Annotated in this window: 9 protein-coding genes; 7 read left to right on the top strand and 2 right to left on the bottom strand. The window is 69.3% G+C overall.

What is annotated here, in order from left to right; genetic code table 11:
* The first annotated feature begins 72 nt into the window (after positions 1-72).
* Both ACZ4M3_RS00270 and ACZ4M3_RS00265 read left to right on the top strand, forming a co-directional pair.
* Positions 73-1,131: a serine hydrolase domain-containing protein gene (locus ACZ4M3_RS00270; protein ID WP_467728745.1), complete on the top strand. Its 1,059-nt coding sequence runs from the start codon at positions 73-75 to the stop codon at positions 1,129-1,131.
* Between the two features lie 167 nt (positions 1,132-1,298).
* On the top strand, positions 1,299-1,796 hold the full coding sequence (locus tag ACZ4M3_RS00265; protein ID WP_361602092.1) for a very short patch repair endonuclease: 498 nt from the start codon (positions 1,299-1,301) through the stop codon (positions 1,794-1,796).
* Positions 1,797-1,844: 48 nt separating this feature from the next.
* Here ACZ4M3_RS00265 and ACZ4M3_RS00260 read toward each other — a convergent pair whose 3' ends face one another.
* Positions 1,845-2,942, bottom strand: coding sequence for a hypothetical protein (locus tag ACZ4M3_RS00260; RefSeq protein ID WP_467728743.1), 1,098 nt, complete (start codon positions 2,940-2,942; stop codon positions 1,845-1,847).
* A 723-nt stretch (positions 2,943-3,665) separates the two neighbouring features.
* Here ACZ4M3_RS00260 and ACZ4M3_RS00255 point away from each other — a divergent pair.
* Positions 3,666-5,744, top strand: coding sequence for an N-6 DNA methylase (locus ACZ4M3_RS00255; protein WP_467728741.1), 2,079 nt, complete (start codon positions 3,666-3,668; stop codon positions 5,742-5,744).
* Positions 5,745-5,752: 8 nt separating this feature from the next.
* Here the strand turns inward: ACZ4M3_RS00255 and ACZ4M3_RS00250 are convergent, their stop codons facing one another.
* Positions 5,753-7,300: a serine/threonine protein kinase gene (locus ACZ4M3_RS00250; RefSeq protein WP_361602083.1), complete on the bottom strand. Its 1,548-nt coding sequence runs from the start codon at positions 7,298-7,300 to the stop codon at positions 5,753-5,755.
* Positions 7,301-7,460: 160 nt separating this feature from the next.
* Here ACZ4M3_RS00250 and ACZ4M3_RS00245 point away from each other — a divergent pair, with 160 nt between their 5' ends.
* From ACZ4M3_RS00245 to ACZ4M3_RS00230, 4 genes are all read left to right on the top strand, one after another.
* Positions 7,461-9,113, top strand: coding sequence for a PD-(D/E)XK nuclease family protein (locus ACZ4M3_RS00245; protein ID WP_161291185.1), 1,653 nt, complete (start codon positions 7,461-7,463; stop codon positions 9,111-9,113).
* Positions 9,110-10,345 (top strand): pPIWI_RE_Y domain-containing protein, encoded by a 1,236-nt coding sequence (locus tag ACZ4M3_RS00240; protein WP_467728739.1) that lies wholly within the window; start codon positions 9,110-9,112, stop codon positions 10,343-10,345. Before ACZ4M3_RS00245 ends, ACZ4M3_RS00240 begins: the two co-directional genes overlap by 4 nt.
* A complete protein-coding gene (locus ACZ4M3_RS00235; RefSeq protein WP_467728737.1) occupies positions 10,338-14,009 on the top strand; it encodes a pPIWI_RE_Z domain-containing protein in 3,672 nt (1,223 codons plus the stop codon). Before ACZ4M3_RS00240 ends, ACZ4M3_RS00235 begins: the two co-directional genes overlap by 8 nt.
* Before the next feature lie 82 nt (positions 14,010-14,091).
* Complete coding sequence (locus tag ACZ4M3_RS00230) at positions 14,092-17,112, top strand: pPIWI_RE module domain-containing protein (protein ID WP_467728736.1); 3,021 nt, start codon at positions 14,092-14,094, stop codon at positions 17,110-17,112.
* Positions 17,113-17,342: the final 230 nt, after the last annotated feature.

The raw sequence follows: 17,342 nt of genomic DNA, 5'->3' as shown, positions 1-17,342 counted from the left end.
GCCGGAACAGTCCTGGCGGCCTCACTACCCTGACCGACGGACCACCCGCGGCCGCACGACGATCGGGAGACCATGACGACGCGCTCCACCGCCCGGATCGAGGACCTACTGCAGACCGGCGTTCACCAGGAGGTCTACCCCGGCGCAGTGTGGGCGGTCGGTGACGCCGACGGCATCCGCGCAAGCGGAGCCGTCGGCCTCCTCGATCCCGACCGGCCCGACGAACCGATGCGGCTGGACACCGTCTTCGACGTGGCCAGCCTCACCAAGATCCTCGCCGTCTGGTCCACGATCGGCACGCTCGCCGAAGACGGCAAGCTCGACCTCCACGCCCCTCTGGGCACCGTCTGGGACGAGGTCGCCGGCCACCCCCTGGCCCGGGCCACGGCCCACCACCTCCTGACCCACACCGCGGGCCTGCCCCTGCGCGCCAACCTGAAGAACCTCTACGGCACCGACCCCCAGGACATCCGCGACGGCGTCCTCCACGAAGCCCTCCACCGCCCGCCGGGCGAGGCCGTCGAGTACACCGACCGGGCCGCCCTGATCCTCGGCTACCTCGCCGAACACCTCTCGGGCCAGCCCCTGGAACAGCTCGCCACCGCCCGCGTCTGGCACCCCCTGGGCATGACCCGCACCCGCTTCGGCCCCCTCCCCACCACCGAGGTGGCCCGCTGCGCCCCCACCGAGTACGACGAGACCACCGGCACCCACCTCAAGGGCACCGCCCACGACTTCTCCGCCCGCCTACTCAGCGGCGTCTGCGGCATCGCCGGCACCTTCTCCGTCCTCGACGACCTCGCCCTCTTCCTCCACCACATGCTCGCCCCCACCCAGGCCACCTTCGGCCCCACCTGGATCAAGGACTCCCTCCGCCTCCAGACCGGAGCCCTCACCCCTGCCCGCGGCCTCTTCTGGCACCCCGCCCCAGGCACCGACCCCGCCGAGGACATCTGGGTCCACTACGGCTTCACCGGCACGGGCATGTGGATCAGCCCGGCCCAGGACCGCTGGGCCGTCCTCCTCACCAACAAGCTCCGCTACAACCGCGACCGCGAACCCCTGGCGGAGATCCGCAACGGCTACCGTCTCAGCGCATTCCCGGTGGATGTTCCGAGGATCCAAGCCTGACTGCAACTGCGTCCGCGTGCCTTACGCAGGCGTCAACTCACTGAGGGTCCTTTGTAGCGCGTCGCTCTTGTTGCGTTGGTCCGAATTGATACGCCACGGCAGCGGTGCGGCGGCCTCCACCCCGACCAGGCACGGGAGCGCGACCCCGCGGGGTTACCGAATGAACAATGAGTAGTTGTCCGGAGGTGGAAACAAGAGGCAGTCGTAGGGGCGTGCCAGCGCCGCGGGACGCCAACGTCCGGAAGGTGATGACCGCCCAACGCAACCGGGACACTGCGCCGGAGCTGGCGCTGCGCCGCGCCCTTCACGCGTTGGGCTTCCGTTACCGCGTGGACCTGCCGATCCCAGGAATGCCGCGTCGGCGCGCTGACGTCACCTTCACACGCTGGCGGACGGCGGTGTTCGTCCAAGGGTGCTTCTGGCACGCCTGCCCGACACATCAGCACGCTCCGAAGCACAACTCCGAGTGGTGGCGCAGGAAGTTCGACACCAACGTTCACCGGGACGAGGAGACCGATGCGCACCTCGCGCTCCTGGGCTGGCTACCACTCCGCATCTGGGAGCACGAAAGCGTGGACGGTGCTGTTCGGCGCGTGACGGCGGCCCTCGCCACCCGGGGCCATCCCCTGGCCCTGCGGCTGGACGCCCGGGACGTCGACACGTGACACCAGGCCGGAACAGCACCACCACGGACGACGGCGTCATCGCCCTGACTAGGACGATACGGCTCCCGCTGAAGCACCCGGTTCGTCTGCCGCTGACGGGTGCACGTACCTGCCCTCATTGAACGGGGTGAACCAAGCATCGAACGACATGGGCGCCACCCCCAGGGTGGAGCCGACCACGCTCTCGTCGATGCCGTCCATCGAATCGTCGTACAGCCACTCGTGGTCCATGTCCTCGTACACGCTGTCGGCGAAGGTCGCAAGGGCAGCCGAAACGCCCATTTCGAGGAGTCCGAACAGCTCGAGGTTCGCATTCGCCTGACGCAGCAGCAGTCTCAGGGCCAGCTCTTCGGCGATGCAACTCAGCTGGCCGAAGTTCCCGGCCGTGAACCGGGTGGTCATGGCGATCACTGTCACCAGGAAGCGGCGGGCGAATCGGGTGTCGTACTGCAGGACGTACCTCTCGGGCAGGTCCTCCAGGTGCCACAGGGAGCCGTCGCACTCCCCGACGGTGCTCTCCTCCCCTTCCAGGGTGTGCACGTCATCGAACAACTCGTCGATCACGACATCGATGGCGTAGACCAGGGCGCCGGCAGCCAAGCGAGCGTCCTCGGGCGATACGACGAAGTCCCGATCGTTGCCGTCCTCGCCCTCGAGGTCATCGGGTACACCAAACATGACGGGTGGGAAGGAACGCAGCTCGTCTGCCAATACGAGCATCCGGGCACGCACTTCCTCAACCTTCGCCGGAGCGTCGTATTCGCTTCCCTCGACAGCTGGAGGTGGTTCGGAATGACGTGCTTTCCGGGCCGCGGGATCGTCTGGCGGAACGTCGGGGCCGTCAGCCCCAGTGAGGCTCTCCTGGGCGAGCTCCGGATGCAGGTCGACCTCGCACCGTTTCACCTCCCAGTCTGCGAGCAGTTCGGACCGCGTCAGCACCTCGCCTACCACTTCCCGGACCGCGTCCTCCGCGAACTCGAGCGCCTCGGCGTCGACGAACACCTTGAGCACTGCCCCGCTCGGGTGTACGGCCACGATCGTGTCGAGGAGGTCCACCTCCATGCCGTCTGGTCCCTCGATGCCGTCGATCGAGGCGAAGCCGTTCTCGATCAGCGCCGCGGCTCCGGCACGCTGCAGCGGATCCATCGCCGACGCGCCTTCCGGGCTACAGATGTCTGCCGTCACTACGTACGTCACAACTCCGAGCCTGGCAGACGGAACTGAGGTACGGGGACAGAACCGGCTCGTTCGTGGACCCTCGCTTCGGCCAGAATCTCCCGTCGTACACCGCCAGCACCCGAGGCATCATCGGCCATCAGCACCGAAAGGGGTTCCCAGACCTCTGGTTGGTTCGTCAGCAGGCCGAGCGGTGGTGACCCTGCATCGCGTCAAGCGCCTACTTGTCGCTCCCCTGGCCATCATCCGCATGGCACCACCCGTCTGCTTGCTGCCGACCCCCCTCCCGGTCGCCGACCTGACCGGCGATGGACACGACAGCCTGAGCGATCACCGCTCGCTGGTGCACGCGGCGAAGCCGGTGAACGAGTGGCACCCCACGGACCGGCAGAAGTCGGGGCACCGCGCGGCAGGCGCTCGACCCAACGGCGGCTGGCGTGGCGCTGTCCAAGATCGCAGTCTGCGCCGGTTCCAGGACACCATCCGACCACTCAGCGGCGTCTCTGCGTCATCCTGTACACCCGTATGGGAAAAGGGCACACACAACGAGCGGGTGAGTCGGAACACCGGATCCGGTAGATGTGCCCGGCACCCTGGATCGATATACTGAAAGCAAAGTCAAGCTACAGATTACGTGCCGGTTCTTGCTCATGCCGGACGGCTGTCGGCACCTGGCGTTCCGGGAGGAGCGAGATGGCCCAACGTACGGATCAAGTGTCGGTGACCCTAGCGGCGATCGCCCGCCTTGCGGGGGTAGGTCGCGCGGCGGTGAGCAACTGGCGGCGCAGGCACCCCGACTTCCCCGAGCCCGTCGGCGGCACCGATGCCAGCCCTCAGTTCGCCCTCGAGGCTGTCGAGGAATGGCTGAAGCAGAACGACAAGATCGCGGCGACCGCCGGTCCGCTGGATCGGCTGTGGCCGCGGGTCGCGGACCTGAGTGATCGGGACCGGATGGGCCGAGTGGTCGCGGGTGTCGGCGCACGACTCGCAAGTGCTCCGGCGGCTGACGGGGAGTTGGTGACCGGCCGCACGGAGCAGGATGTAGCGCTGGACCCGGCGGAGCAGGCGCTCGTGGACGAGGCCGTGCGCATGGCTGGCACCGAGGGCGGAGCCGAGACCTTCCGGTTCCTGCTCGACCGGTGGCTTGGCACGCACGTCCGGCAGATCGCAACCACGCCGGCCCCGCTCGCCACCCTTATGGCTGCCATCGCGGCTGCGGCGCGCGGGGCGGCGCCGGTGCGGACGGTCGCCGATCCCGCCTGCGGCACCGGCACGCTGCTGCTCGCCGCGGCTCGCCGATGGTCCGAGCCAGAAGCGGGGAGCGACCTCCGCCCTCTTGGGCTCCTGGGGAACGATCGCGACCCGGTTCTGTCCTCGATCGCAGACGCCAGGCTGATCCTGGAGGCCGGACAGCAGGCGTTGGTCTCGGTCACCGCCATGGACACGCTGCGGGACACCTTCCGTCCGCCGTCCGAACCGGTCGACGTCGTACTCTGCAATCCGCCCGCCAACGAACGCGACTGGGGCCACACGGAACTCGCCACGGACCGGCGCTGGACGTACGGACAACCGCCCCGCACGGAATCAGAACTCGCATGGGTACAACACGTCGTCTCCATGCTGGACGAAGGGAAGGGCGCCGGCGTCACCGGGCACGACGGTGTGGCCGTGGTCCTCCTGCCCCCGGGGGTGGCAGCCCGCCGCGCCGGGCGGCGCATCCGTGCAGGCCTGCTCCGGGCTGGAGTGATCCGCGCAGTGGTCGCTCTGCCGGCCGGGGCCGCGCCGCCCTACGGAATCGGACTCCACCTGTGGGTCCTCGCCGCGCCCGCGCCGCGCTCCCAAGACTCGGTGGTCCTGGTGGACGCGTCGGACTGCCGCCACACACCATCCACAGTCTCGACCCCCCGCCTACCGGCCATCGACTGGGATGCGATAGGAGACCGGATCCTCAACGCACTTCAGGGCGGTGAAGGGCCTGGCAGCGTGTCCGTTCCAGTGACCGACCTGCTCGGCGAGGAGACCGACCTCACGCCGGCCCGGCACGCCGCGGCCGCTGGACCGACGAGGCCGGTGGACCTGCGTCGCCTCTGGACCCGGTACGAGAAGGGGCTGCTCGCCACCCAGGACGCGGGGAGGTCCCTGCGCGAACTCTCTGCGGTGCAGGGCACCGTCAGTCTGGGGACCGTGAGCGTCGCCGAACTGGAACGGGCGAAGGCCCTCAGCATCCTCTCCGGCATCGCCTTGCCGGAGGAAACGGTACGGCGGGGCGACGTCCCGGACGACGGGGTCGGACTGGTCACAGGTCTCCTCGCGATCGGCCCGGAAGAACAGCAGTGGCTCGACCGGACTGCTGCCGAACAAGCGGACCAGGAGGGGCTGTTCCCGCTGACGTCGTTCGGTGACGTGGTCGTCGTAGCGACCGCGCACGGCTTCGACGCATGGGTCGAGACGGCCGCTCCGCGAGCTCTGGGCCACCACGTGTACCGCCTCCGGGTCGATCCAGAACGCCTCGACCCGTGGTTCCTAGCCGCCTGCTTGCGGGAGAGGTCCAATGCCAGGCGAGCCGGTACCCACGCTTCGAACACCTCGCGGGTTGACGTCCGCCGACTCCACGCGCTGCGGCTGCCGCTGGAAGAACAGCAGGCGTACGGCCAAGTACACAGGAAGCTGGTCGAGATGGAAAAGGCACTCGCGGAATTGGGGGGCGTCGGACGAGAGCTGAGCGACGGGCTGTCCGCGCTCCTGGCGACGGGGCGCCTGGCGTATCGCTGAGCGTCGACTCAGCCCTGACCTGCCTCCGGCAAGTCGTTCAGGACGACTTCGATCAGTTCCGGGGGACGACATTCGGAGTGCGAGCAGTCCCTCTCCGGGCACTCGGCCATGAACGCACCGAGCTCGCGGATGAGCGACAGCAGGTGGCGCTGCCCGAGGAGTCCGTCTACAGGTGCACTCCAGACCTGCGCCGCGCACCGCGCCCACTCGGCGAGAGCCTCGTCCCGTTGGCCGGGCAACGACACTCGGCATTCCACCAACCCCAGGCGGGCCGCGAGTAGCGCCGCGAACGCCGGCTCGCCGGGCTGAGCCACTCCCCTCAGGTCACGGACGACGTCCCGGTACCGCTTGTCCGCGCCAACTCCGTCATGATGGATCCGCTCCCGGTCAGCGACGAGGACGCGCGCCGTGAGCACATCGGAATCGAACACTCCCCAGCGCCTCTGTGCCGGAGAAAGCAACTCCGTCAGCCGCTCGGCCACCGGACCCGGCACTGAGCCAGCACCGTGGATCTCGTCGTAGGCCGTGGCGAGAGCGTGCTTGAGGCCGTCCCGGTCAACTGCTCCCCCGGGGCGCCGAACCCGGGAACGGCCCCCCTGACGTGCGGCGCGCTTCGGCTGGTGATGAGCCAAAGGTGCCGGCCGCCGGAAGGGAAGAGTGAGGTCGGGGTAGACCGCCGGGTCCGGCTCGGGGTCGTCGGGCTGGGGCAGGTACGGCCGCAACGCCTCGGCGGCACTGCGCGCAGAAGGACGCCGAGCAGGGTCCTTGGCGAGCATCCAGTCGACCAGATCTGCCACCTGGGAGGGGAAGCCAGGCAGAACCCGGTCGAGACGGGGCGGTGGTTCATGCAAATGGGCCTGCGCCATCTGGATGTCACTTGCCGGGTGGACGAAGACTGGTCGACCTGCCGCCAGTTCGAAGAACAGACAGGCTACGGCATAGACATCCGCCGCACCCGTGGGGTTCTCCTCCCCGTCCAGGACCTCCGGAGCCTTGTACCCCATCGTGCCGGGGGTCTGCCCCTCGGTGTACCGGGTCGCGTCGTGATCGGTGAGCAGGGCGATGCCGAAGTCACCCAGGTAGGCACGACCGGTGGCATCTTCCAAGAGGATGTTGTGGGGCTTGACGTCACGGTGCACCGTGTCCGCTTCATGTACTCGGGTCAGAGTCTCCAGGATCTGGACAGCGACGGAGACCGCCACTCCGACGTGCCTGCGGTTCGTATTCAGGTATTTCCGCAGGTCAGTTCCCTCGATGTACTGCATCACCAGATAGGGGCGGCGCCGAAAACGGCCGTGGTGCACCAGGAACGGGACGCCTTCACCACCCAGACGGTCATACAAACGAATCTCTCGCTCGAAGCGCCGCAACTCCGTGAGCGTCGGCTCGACGCTCCAGCTGTCCAGGGCGGACCTTGCGGCGTCGGGAATGAGGAACTTGACGGCGACAACGGAGTTGTCCGTCAGGTCGGTCGCACGACATACCGCACCCATCCCGCCTACGGATGGGGTTCCGTCGATCCGGAAACGTCCATCAACGATCTTTCCGCGCTCCACGTGGACGCCTCCCCGTTCCTGGGTGATCCAGACCGAGGCACAGAGTAGCGGAAACTGACGCACCCTCACGGCATCGCTTGACTTTGTTCACAGCACCACGCCATGGTTCTTCCAGAGTCGACCGAGGGACCAACCGACGACCAGCCACGAGGAGCGGCCCATGACCGCGTTCCGCAAGCCGCCACACTCCATCGGGGACAGCACCCTGCTGCGGATCGGCGCCTCGCTGGTGCGCCCCGACCCTGCCGGCTGCCCCCTGGGCCGCGCGCTGCGGGCCAGGGCCCTGGTCAAGGCGCCGGGACGGCTCCCTGCCAAGCCGGTCGAGGACTTCTCCTTCAAGCCGTTCTTCGCTCTCCTCGACGCTGTCGAACACGGCGGCCGGAGCCTCGTCGAGGCTGCTGCAGATCCGGCGAACTTCCGCAAGTGCACCCCGGTCCATGTCGCCTGGGCCCGCGAGGCCGCCCACCACTACCTGACGGCCAGGACCGACCGGGAAGCTTCGCAAGGCGCAGCAGGCCAGTCCCCCCTCCTGCCGGTCGCCCCTGCCTGGGTCGCCGGGAGCAAGAAGCTGGCGCAGCCGGATGCCCGTGGGGTGACGCAGTACGAACGCACCGTGTGGGGGCGAGGGTACGCCTCTCGGGACGGGCGTGTACGCGAGATCTGGATCCCTTCCCTGGGCACCGTGAAGCGGGACAGGCCGGCGGTGGAGATCGCCGCGGTCGCCCACGTCCTGCTGACCGGCACACCCTCCCTGACGCCGTTCGGCGCCCCTTCCAGTCCCCTCCCCGGACCTCACGTCCGGCCGGAGCGGATCCGTGTGGTCGGAGTAGGGCTCGCCGACGGAGGTACGGAGACACTCGCCGACTGGACGGCGGAGGAGACCGAGCATCGCTATCTGAGAGCCGAGGTCGCTGCCTCGATGGCCGACCTCGCCGACGCCACCGAGGCCCGCCCGAGCGCCGACTGCGTCCGCTGTGTGGGACTGCCCGACTGCGTGGCCGTCCCGCGGGTTCCGGGACTCCTCGGCGTGGCCGCCACTCCAAGGAAACGTCGCAGTCTGTCCGTCAGCGACCTTCGGGCCTACGGGAACTGCGCCGAGCAGTACCACGCCACCCGCGTACTCAAGCTCCGCGACGGACGCACTGAGAGCGCTGCCATCCGCCGGGGAAGGGCGGTTGACGCCTGGCTGAACGGGCGGCATGCAGATCCCGCCCGTGGATCCTGCCGTGCGGTGCCCCTGCCCGAGCACCTGCCCGGTCTCACAGCCGACGAGCAGTACGAAGCCCTCGCCATGCTCCACCAGCACCGGGCCCACTGCCCCTTCGACGGACTGGCCGATCACGAGACGGTCGAACCTCAACGGCGGATCGTCGCCTACGACCCACAGGCCGACGTGGTGCTCGTCGCGGACTGCGACCTGATCCACACCGACCGGGGTGGCGTGGTGGTCCGCGAGACGAAGACGACCACGAGCAGCTACACCCACGGCGGAGGACTGATGCGGCAGTACCCACAACTGGCCCTCGCTGTCCTCCTCGTCGAAGGTGGCGCCCTCGGCGGCGACGCCCTCCGCTCCCGCGTCGAACTGGAGGTGTTGCGCCCCGACGGTGCCCGCCTCGAAGAGCTCGACCCCCACGACTCGCGTACCGTCGGCCGCGCCCGTGCGCTGCTCCGCGAGCTCGTTGCCGACTGGGCCGCCGACCGCGGCTACCAGGCCGCGCCCTCCTCCGGGACCGACTGCCGCTCATGCGACGTTCACGGCTGGTGCGCCACGGGCCGCGAACGCACCAACACCGTGGACGGTGCGGCATGACCCGCCCGAACGCCCCCATGAGCGACGACTTCCTGCCACTGCCCGCCGAGGAGTGGGCCGCCCACGAGGGCGTGCCCTTGCTGAAGACGCTCGCCCAGGCGCTGCTCATCTTGGAGGACACCGCCGACCTGGAGTCCTTCACCCTGCCCTATCCCGCCGAAGCCCGGCGCGCGCTGGACCGCACGGCTCTCGCCTGCCTCGTGCGCGGTGAGGAACCACCCGCGTCGCTCGCCGAGCTGATCGACCGCTGCCGCACCCTGCCCCTCGCCGAGTGGCCCCTCGACCTGCCCGCCGACGCGGCAGGCCCGCAGGACATGCTTCTCGACCCGGTGTCGGGGAGGCCCGGTGACCTGTGCCACGAGTGGGCCGAGCGCTGTCCCGACACCGCTGCCCGGTTCCGCGACCGCATGATCGTGCACACCGCGCTGAGGCTGTGCCGGGAGCACGGCGAGGAGGAGGCGTACACAGAATTCAGGAGGCTCCTCGTGCGGCGCCCGGTGCTCACCGTTGCCGAGCTGTCGGCTCTCGGTGGAGATCTGGTCCTCGAACCCGTCCACGAACTGATCATGCGCATCTACCAGGACGTGCCCGACAGCTACCTCCGCAACGACCACTACACCACCTGCGGGCGCTGCCTGACCCTGCTGGTTCCCGTACGCGACGGCTCATGGTGGTGCGAACGGGACCGCTGCCGCCGGACCGGGCCGGCGCCGCTGGGACGACGACTGGAACGGGCGGCGACCGGACGACCGGTCCAACTCGAGCGCCCTCTGAGGCAGTTCGTCACCGGACCGGGACGGGCCGAGGCCGATCTGGAGCGACAGCTACTCGACCTGGGTCTCGATGTGCGGATGTGGCCCGGGTACGACGCTTACGACCTGTTGGTCACGTTCCCCGACGGGCACCGCTGGGCCATCGACGTCAAGGACTGGGCCCATCCCGTATTCCTCGGCCGCTCCGCCCGCCCGGTCCCCGCCGACCCGCCGTACGACGACGGGTTCTGGGTTGTTCCCCAGTACCGGGTTGCCGCCCGGCCCGGCTACCTGGCCGCCTTCGCCCGTGCCCGGCCGGCCCGCGCCCGCGGATTGCCTCTGCTCACCGACCGCGCCCTGGTCTCACGAGCCACAGCCCGGCTCCGCGAGATCGGGACCCCGCGCCCCCGCCCCCGGGCCGCAGGACTCACCACGACCCGCACGAATCGAACCACCCCCGACGGAGCCCGCCATGCGTGACCAGATCGAGTGGAACCGATCCGTCGTCCGGGAACTGAAGAGAGTCTGGTCGGGGGACCCCGGTCTCGAAGGCCTCAAACCCTCCCATCTCTGCCAGGTTGAACTGGCCCTGCACCTTCTCGAACTCGTCGCCCCGGACCAGCCCGCCGAGAGCGCATACGTCCTCCTTGGCGGATACCCGTACGCCGAGGCCGCGGGCCTGGTCACCAGCGAGGAGCATCGGACGGCCCTCATCGCCGGCCGGCATCTGCTGTGGACACTGCGCCGCAGCCACGCATGGCGTCAGGCCCTTTCCCGGTACGAGCGCGTACCTGACCGGCTACGGGCGTACCACCTGCCGGAACCCGGTGCGCAGACCCCGCCCCGGCGCATCGTCCCCACCGTGGCGGCCGACCGCCATGCTGTCTACGGCGAGGCGCTCTCGCGGGTACCTGACTTCGTGCGCCGCCCGCTGCCGCTCGCGCCGGCAGGACGCAGCGAGTTCCAGGAGGGCAACCGGGCGGCGTCGGTGCGCTTTCCGGCCGACCTGATCGAGGACGGCATCGAGGGGCACGAACTCAGCGCCGGACCTCCGGTCCGATCGGGCCCGATCGAGATCACCCGCGAACAACTCCTTGATACCGCACGGTGGATGGACGAGGTAGAGGAGGACGAGGGCGTCGTACGGCCGGGCCGCTGGGAGCAACGACTCACCGAGGTACGCATCGCCCCGCGTGACGCCGACGGCCGAGATTTCACCGAGCACGACCGCATCGTCTTGGACGGCACACTGCACCTGGTCGGCATGGTCGGGGCGGGCAAGAGCACCTTCATGGTCCTGGCCGCCGCCACCGCGGCCCGACGCGGTATGCGGACCACTCTCGTAGTGGGCGACGCGGCCGAACAGCTCAGGCTCTGCGAGCTGTTCGAAACCGTCGGGCTGCCCGCCGTCCCCGTGCTCGGCGTCTCCACCCGCGAGACCCATGTACAGCGCCTCCACCGCAGACTCGCCTCCCGCGGTCACGACAACCTCCTCGACCACCACGCGCCCGCCTTCGACAATCTCAGCACCATCTGCATCGCCGACGCCCTGCGGGGCAACGAGGCGATCGAACCACTCGCCTACAGCGATGCGCCGTGCACCCGACTGCACCCGGAGAAGGAGACGCAAGAGGCCGGGACGACTACGGAAGCCGCATCGCTGCCCGCGCCATGGCGCCCTTCGGGCGTGCAGTCGGCACCAGCCCGCCAACCCGCCGACCGGGGCCCGAACGGCACCGCCCTGGCGACTCCGCACGGCTGCCCCCTGTGGTCACGGTGCCCCCGGCACCGAGCCGCCCGCCACCAGGTCGACGGACTCATCTGGGTTGCCAACCCGTCCAGCCTCGTCCAAAGCCCTGTACCCGCGCACCTCAACGACGAACGGCTCCGCCAGCTGGAACTCGCCTGTCTGCGCAGCAACCTGGTCTTCGTCGACGAGGCCGACTCCGTCCAGATGCGCTTCGACGAACTCTTCGCTCCTTCCGCGACCCTGGTGAAGCCTGGCACCGAATCCTGGCTCGACCAGCTGCACACGCACAAGATCGAGGAGTTGAGCAGGCGTGGCAGGCTTCTGCTCGCCGACCGGGACGTGGAGCAGTGGAACGCGGCGCTCTCCGTGGTCGCCACTGCCGCCGATCGGATCTACCAACGGCTCATCTCGGACACCACCCTCCGCGAGTGGGTGGACCAGGAGTACTTCAGCCCCTGGGCCTTGCAGGAGAAGTTGATCGCGGAATGGTTCGAGCTACCGCGCCATCCGGAACACCCCGAACCCTTCGAAGGGGCAGTCGAAGACGAGCGGAGCCTCTACGAAGGGTACGAGGACGACTCGGAAGGGGCGGAGGACTCCACAGCGGCGATGCCGGAGCCCGATCCTCGTCGTGCCGCGCTCACCGCCGTCCTCGACGACTTCCGGGACGATCCGCTTGGCGACGGGGACTTCACGGACCCGCTCTCCACGACTCTGTCCGCCGCCGCGAAGGACCTGCTGTACACACTGTCGCCGGCGGCCTCCCGTACCCGGGTCCAGTCCCTGCTCGACGCGCTCCTCGCAGGAACGCCAGTCCTCGACCGTTTGACTCCGGAAGACCGGGACGAGTGGAAGCGCATCACCCGTGACCGCCTGGAGTTCGTGCTCCTCCTCTCCGTTCTCCATCAGCGCCTCGACCGGCTGACCTATCTGTGGCCCATGGTGGAAGCGGCTCTCCGCCTCGACCGGCAGGGCAAGGAACTGGCCCGCCGCGCACCGCTCGACTACGCGCCGATCATCCCCGAAGCCCCCATGGGCAACGTTCTCGGCTATCAGTACCAGCCCCAGGAGGACACCTACGACGAGGTGGGGCGCACCAGCGGCACCCTGCGCTTCTTCCGCTGCACGGGGGTCGGCCGCGAGCTGCTGCTCTCCCTCACCGGTCTCGGCGAGGACCGTGCGATCGGCCGCCCTGGCCCCAACGTCGTCCTGATGTCAGGTACCAGCTGGGCTGGGGAATCCACCCGGGCCCACATCCTCGCTCCTGTCGGCGCCGTCCTGATGCCGTCGGAGAAGTCCCTCGAAGGTGTCGGGCAGACCCGGTTCGCCACCCACTTCCTCTACGACGCCGCAGGGGAGCCCATGCGGCTCTCCGGCACCGAGCTCGAAGCTCGGATCCCCCAGGCTCGTGCCATGGCCGACCGGCTCGCCCGGCCCGGCGCCGGAGGTGCCGGCAGCGTCCTCGACCAAGAGCTCGCCCGCATCGCCGACGACCACCGCCGACGCGTCCTAGTCCTGGTCGGCAGTTATCGCGAAGCGTACGCCGTAGCCGAGACCATTGACGGACAGCGCTCGGAACGGTGGAAGGGCCGGGTCCGCGTCCTCGTGCCGGACGACGCCGACCTGGGTCACCTGCCCGGCGTGGATGGCCCGGCCCTGCTGGCAAGCCTCCGCCGGGGCGACCTCGCCGCCTTTGCCGAGGACCGCATGGCCGAGATCCTGGTGGCCCCGTTGATGGCCGTGGAACGCGGCCACAACATTCTCAACGGCCAGGGCAGGGCGGCCTTCGGCACCGCCGTCTTCCTCGCCCGGCCGCATCCCCGGCCCGACGACCTGTCCCTGTCCGTGTACGCCCTCAACGACTGGATCACCCGCTTCATCCGCGACCAATCACGCAACGACGACCTCGTGGGCCCTGCCACTTTCACCGATCTGGTCCGCAATGCGGAGAACCTGGACCAGGCAGGCCATGCGCTGCGTCAGGAAGCCCGCAAGGAATGGCGTCGGCTGCTCTCCCGCCGCTACGCCTACTCCGCCCTCCGTCCCTGGGAACAGCGCGCCTTCGCCTGGGACCAAATGGTCACCATGTGGCAGGTCATCGGCCGCCTGGTACGCGGCGGCGTACCCGCCCGGGTCCTCTTCGTGGACGCGGCCTTCGCCCCGGCCGCTGCGTGGGCTTCGGCCCCCGCGCTCAGGGCCATCGGCGGCCGTCGGCCCGGCCCCGGCCTCCTCCACGCCGTGCGGTCCGTGCTCGCCCCGTACTTCGTCGGCACTTCGTCGCCCGGAGCCGAATCCGGAGCGGCGGACCCGGCCGACGCCGCAGTCGCCCGTCTGCTGTACGCCCCGCTCTACAGCGCCCTCGGTCGGATCGACCATCTCAACCGCACCACCTGAGAACAGCACCCACGGCTCCTTCCCACACCGGACGGCAGACGCCTCGACGTCGTGCGTCCCGACCTCATAGGAAGACCCTGACATGCCCGTGAACTACCGCCACGTGCGCACCACGGCCTGGCTCCCTGACCGCCAGGACATCTCCGTCATGGGCCGATACCGGGCCCTGCCCTTCCCCGAGGAGTGGCGCGACAGCGTCCTCGAACTCTGCAACGCCGGCCGCGACAAGGATTCCGAGCCTTGGCGCACGGCCCCCACCCGAGCCCTGGAACAGGCGATCCAGGCTTACGCCCCCGATGTCCTGGCCATGCCGCGGCCTTTCGGCTCCCGCACCGAAGGTGACTCGGCACGCTGGCTGTACGCGGACGCCGACCTTGCCGATCCGCTGCCCCCCGAGGTCCTCGGTACTCTCATCGCCCACTGGCTCCGCGACATCCGTCCCGAACCCGAGCACCGCGGCCTGCTCCGTGAGGTGCGTGCCCAACTCGCCGCGCACACCCCGCAGTGGGAGTCCGTAGGTCGTGAACTCGTCGCGTGTGGCCACACCGACGGGGGCACCGCCGCCCCGGCCGGACACCAGTTCACGCTCACCCCCGACTGGCTGGCCCGCCGCGTGCTCGATCTCGGCCCTTACCCGTTCGAAGGCGGTGCGCTCCGGTTCCGGGCCATGCCTCGCGGGCCCCGCGACAAGGGCGCCGAACTCGTCTCTCAGCCGATTCCGTACGAGCCGGGCGGCTCCAAGGGCACGTGGTGGTTCGCGATCGTCCTCAACATCACCCTGCACACCGTCCCCTTCGACCCCCTCCCCCGCTACCACCTGCACTGGAGCATCCGCCGCTGGGCGACGCGCGTGAGCGGAAAGAGCGGGCGCCTGCACCTTCCCTATGGCAGCCGCACGACCGTACTGCTGCGCCCCAGGGTTCCTGTCCTCCCGGGCGTGCCGCTGAGCGAACGCTTCGCCGTCGCTCAGCTGGAGCGGTACCGCGACCGCGAGACGGGCACCTTCTCGGAGCGCTGGTCACACGGAGGCCCCGCCAGGCTCCTCGGTGGAGTCGTCCTCGGTGACGAACTCCCCGGTGTCGACGACCTACTCACCTCTCCCGAAAAATGGCTCACCGACGGGATGCGTGCCAGCATCGTCTACCGCACGGCGATGGGCCGTCACGAGGTGGGACCCGGTCTGATGCCGGACCAGGTCTCCCGGCTCACGGAATGGGCGGAGCAGGCGGTGCCCGAAGGGCTCGGCGCCGCACAACCCCACTCCCGGTCCGTCCTGTCTGGTAATCGCCCGGTCAATGCCCCTCCGACGAACGTGAAGCCCGAGGACAGGACTGCCGATGAGGCGCGCAGGACGGCCGAACGGCGGCGCGCCGCCGCCCTCGCGGTCTCTGCCTACAACGGCCCGGACGAAGACGACAGGCCGGTCCTCGAACTTCAGCTGGTGTGGCAGACCTCCGAGCTGCGGGAGACCACGATCTCGGCGCTCGTGGAGCTGCTCGGTCTGCCCGAGGCAGCGCCCGAACACGACGAGGCGACCCATCTCGACGCCCGTGCCGAAAGTCCCGTTGTACTGGAATGGGTCACCTCTGAACTAGCCGTCCGGCTGAACTGCTATCGGCCCGTCCACCGTCGAGCCGACGACAGCACGGTCTCGTTCACCGACGGCCTGGAGCTCCCCGAAGGACCGCGGCGTCCGGAAGCCGTCGTGTCAGCCGCTCTGTACTCCCGTCGGGCAGAGATCGCCGACTGGCTCAACGGCGTCAAGGGACGTGCGCCGAAGGCGAGCTCGCCTCCCGCGCTCGCGCTGGTAGAAATCGACCGGGCCGACGATTTCGCGAGCACCGAACACGATCCGAAGTTCGCACTGCGACTCGGCTTCGCCGACGCGGGCTACGTCACCCAGTTCCTCGCCGTACCCAAGAAGGTCAAGGGTTACAACACGGTCGACAACCAGCACCACCGCGCCCGCATGGCCTGGGACGACGGGCTGCGCCAGCTCGGCGCACGGGTATATCCCGAGCTCGGCATCGCCAGTGGTCTTCCCGGCGGCCTGCGCCATGCGGCCGTCTGGATGGTCCGTAGGAACCGCACCAGTAGGAACCGGTGGGCCACCGATGTACCGGTGGCGGTCCTGGTGACCCCCGAGGGCGCGGGGCTGGCCCGGATCCAGGGGTGGGACCCGAATGCCGACGACGGCGCAGGGGCCTGGGTCCCGTACCCGACCATGCTGATCAGGCTGACCCGGCTCGCCGAGGTACGTCCTCTGCTGCCCGGGCCGCGTGACGAGGAAGACGCCCCCAAGCGCCGAAGCTGGCACGCCGACCGTGCCGAACAGCGCCGTCGCGCCGAGGAATGGCTGCAGCGAATCCGCGCCTCTCTCCGGCGCGAACCCACTCTGCTCCTGGCCGAGGCCCAGAACGCCCGCTCCCACTGGACCTGGCTCCAGGACGGCCGTACCGAACCCGACCGCATGCGGGACGGTGAGGCGGATTCCCGGCGCCTCGACCCCGATCTTCGTCTCGTGCGCGTCCGCACGGGGCGCGGCAGGGAGACCCCACAGTGGTGGGGCGTCCATCCAGGCGGCGGGGCGAACGGCATTGCAGCCGGCTTGTGGCTGCCCGCTGGTCATGGCCCCGATGGGCGGGTCTTCCACTCGGCCAACTCCAAGCCGGTGCAGTTCAAGTCTTCCGCCGTCGAAGCGGACAAGCTCGCGCCACGCCCGATCCGGATGGGCAAGCGCAAGGGTGAGCCCACCATCGACACCGGAATGGTCGGATGGACTCCTGATTTCCTGGAGATCGCAGTCCTCGGCTGCCACCTCGAAGCCGGCGACGCCCCGGAGTCCTTCGCCTCCGCAGTCCACCTGCTCCGGCAGCCCCCGGACTACCCGGAGGCTCTGTCCCTGCCGCTCCCACTGCACTTGGCGGGTCTCGGCCAGGACTACGTGCTGCCGCATCGTGCGTCTCCTGAGACCTCTTCGGAAGTCTCCGAGATCTCTGACCCGGTCAAAGACTCCGACCCTGCACAGGGCCAGGCACCGGGTCTCGAAGAGGAGGCGGACGTAGTCGAGACAGCCGACCAGCTGACGCTGTTCGACAGCTGACCACCCACGGCCAGCACCCGCATCGTGAAGCCGACCGGGTGGGTCCCCCGCTCCGCGACGGCAGAGCGGGGAACGCTTTCGAGAAGATGCGGATCCGAAAGAGTCCGGGTTATGGGTGGTTGGACGGCAATCCGTTGCCGTCCACGCAGGAGGTCCTGCAGCTCCGGCCAGTGGCCGCGCTGGCGGCGGGGCGGGACCGTGAGGACGTAGCAACGCTGTTCGGGGCCGCT

Source organism: Streptomyces sp. NPDC026522 (assembly GCF_055567555.1).
This window is presented reverse-complemented; position numbering and strand designations above follow the sequence as displayed.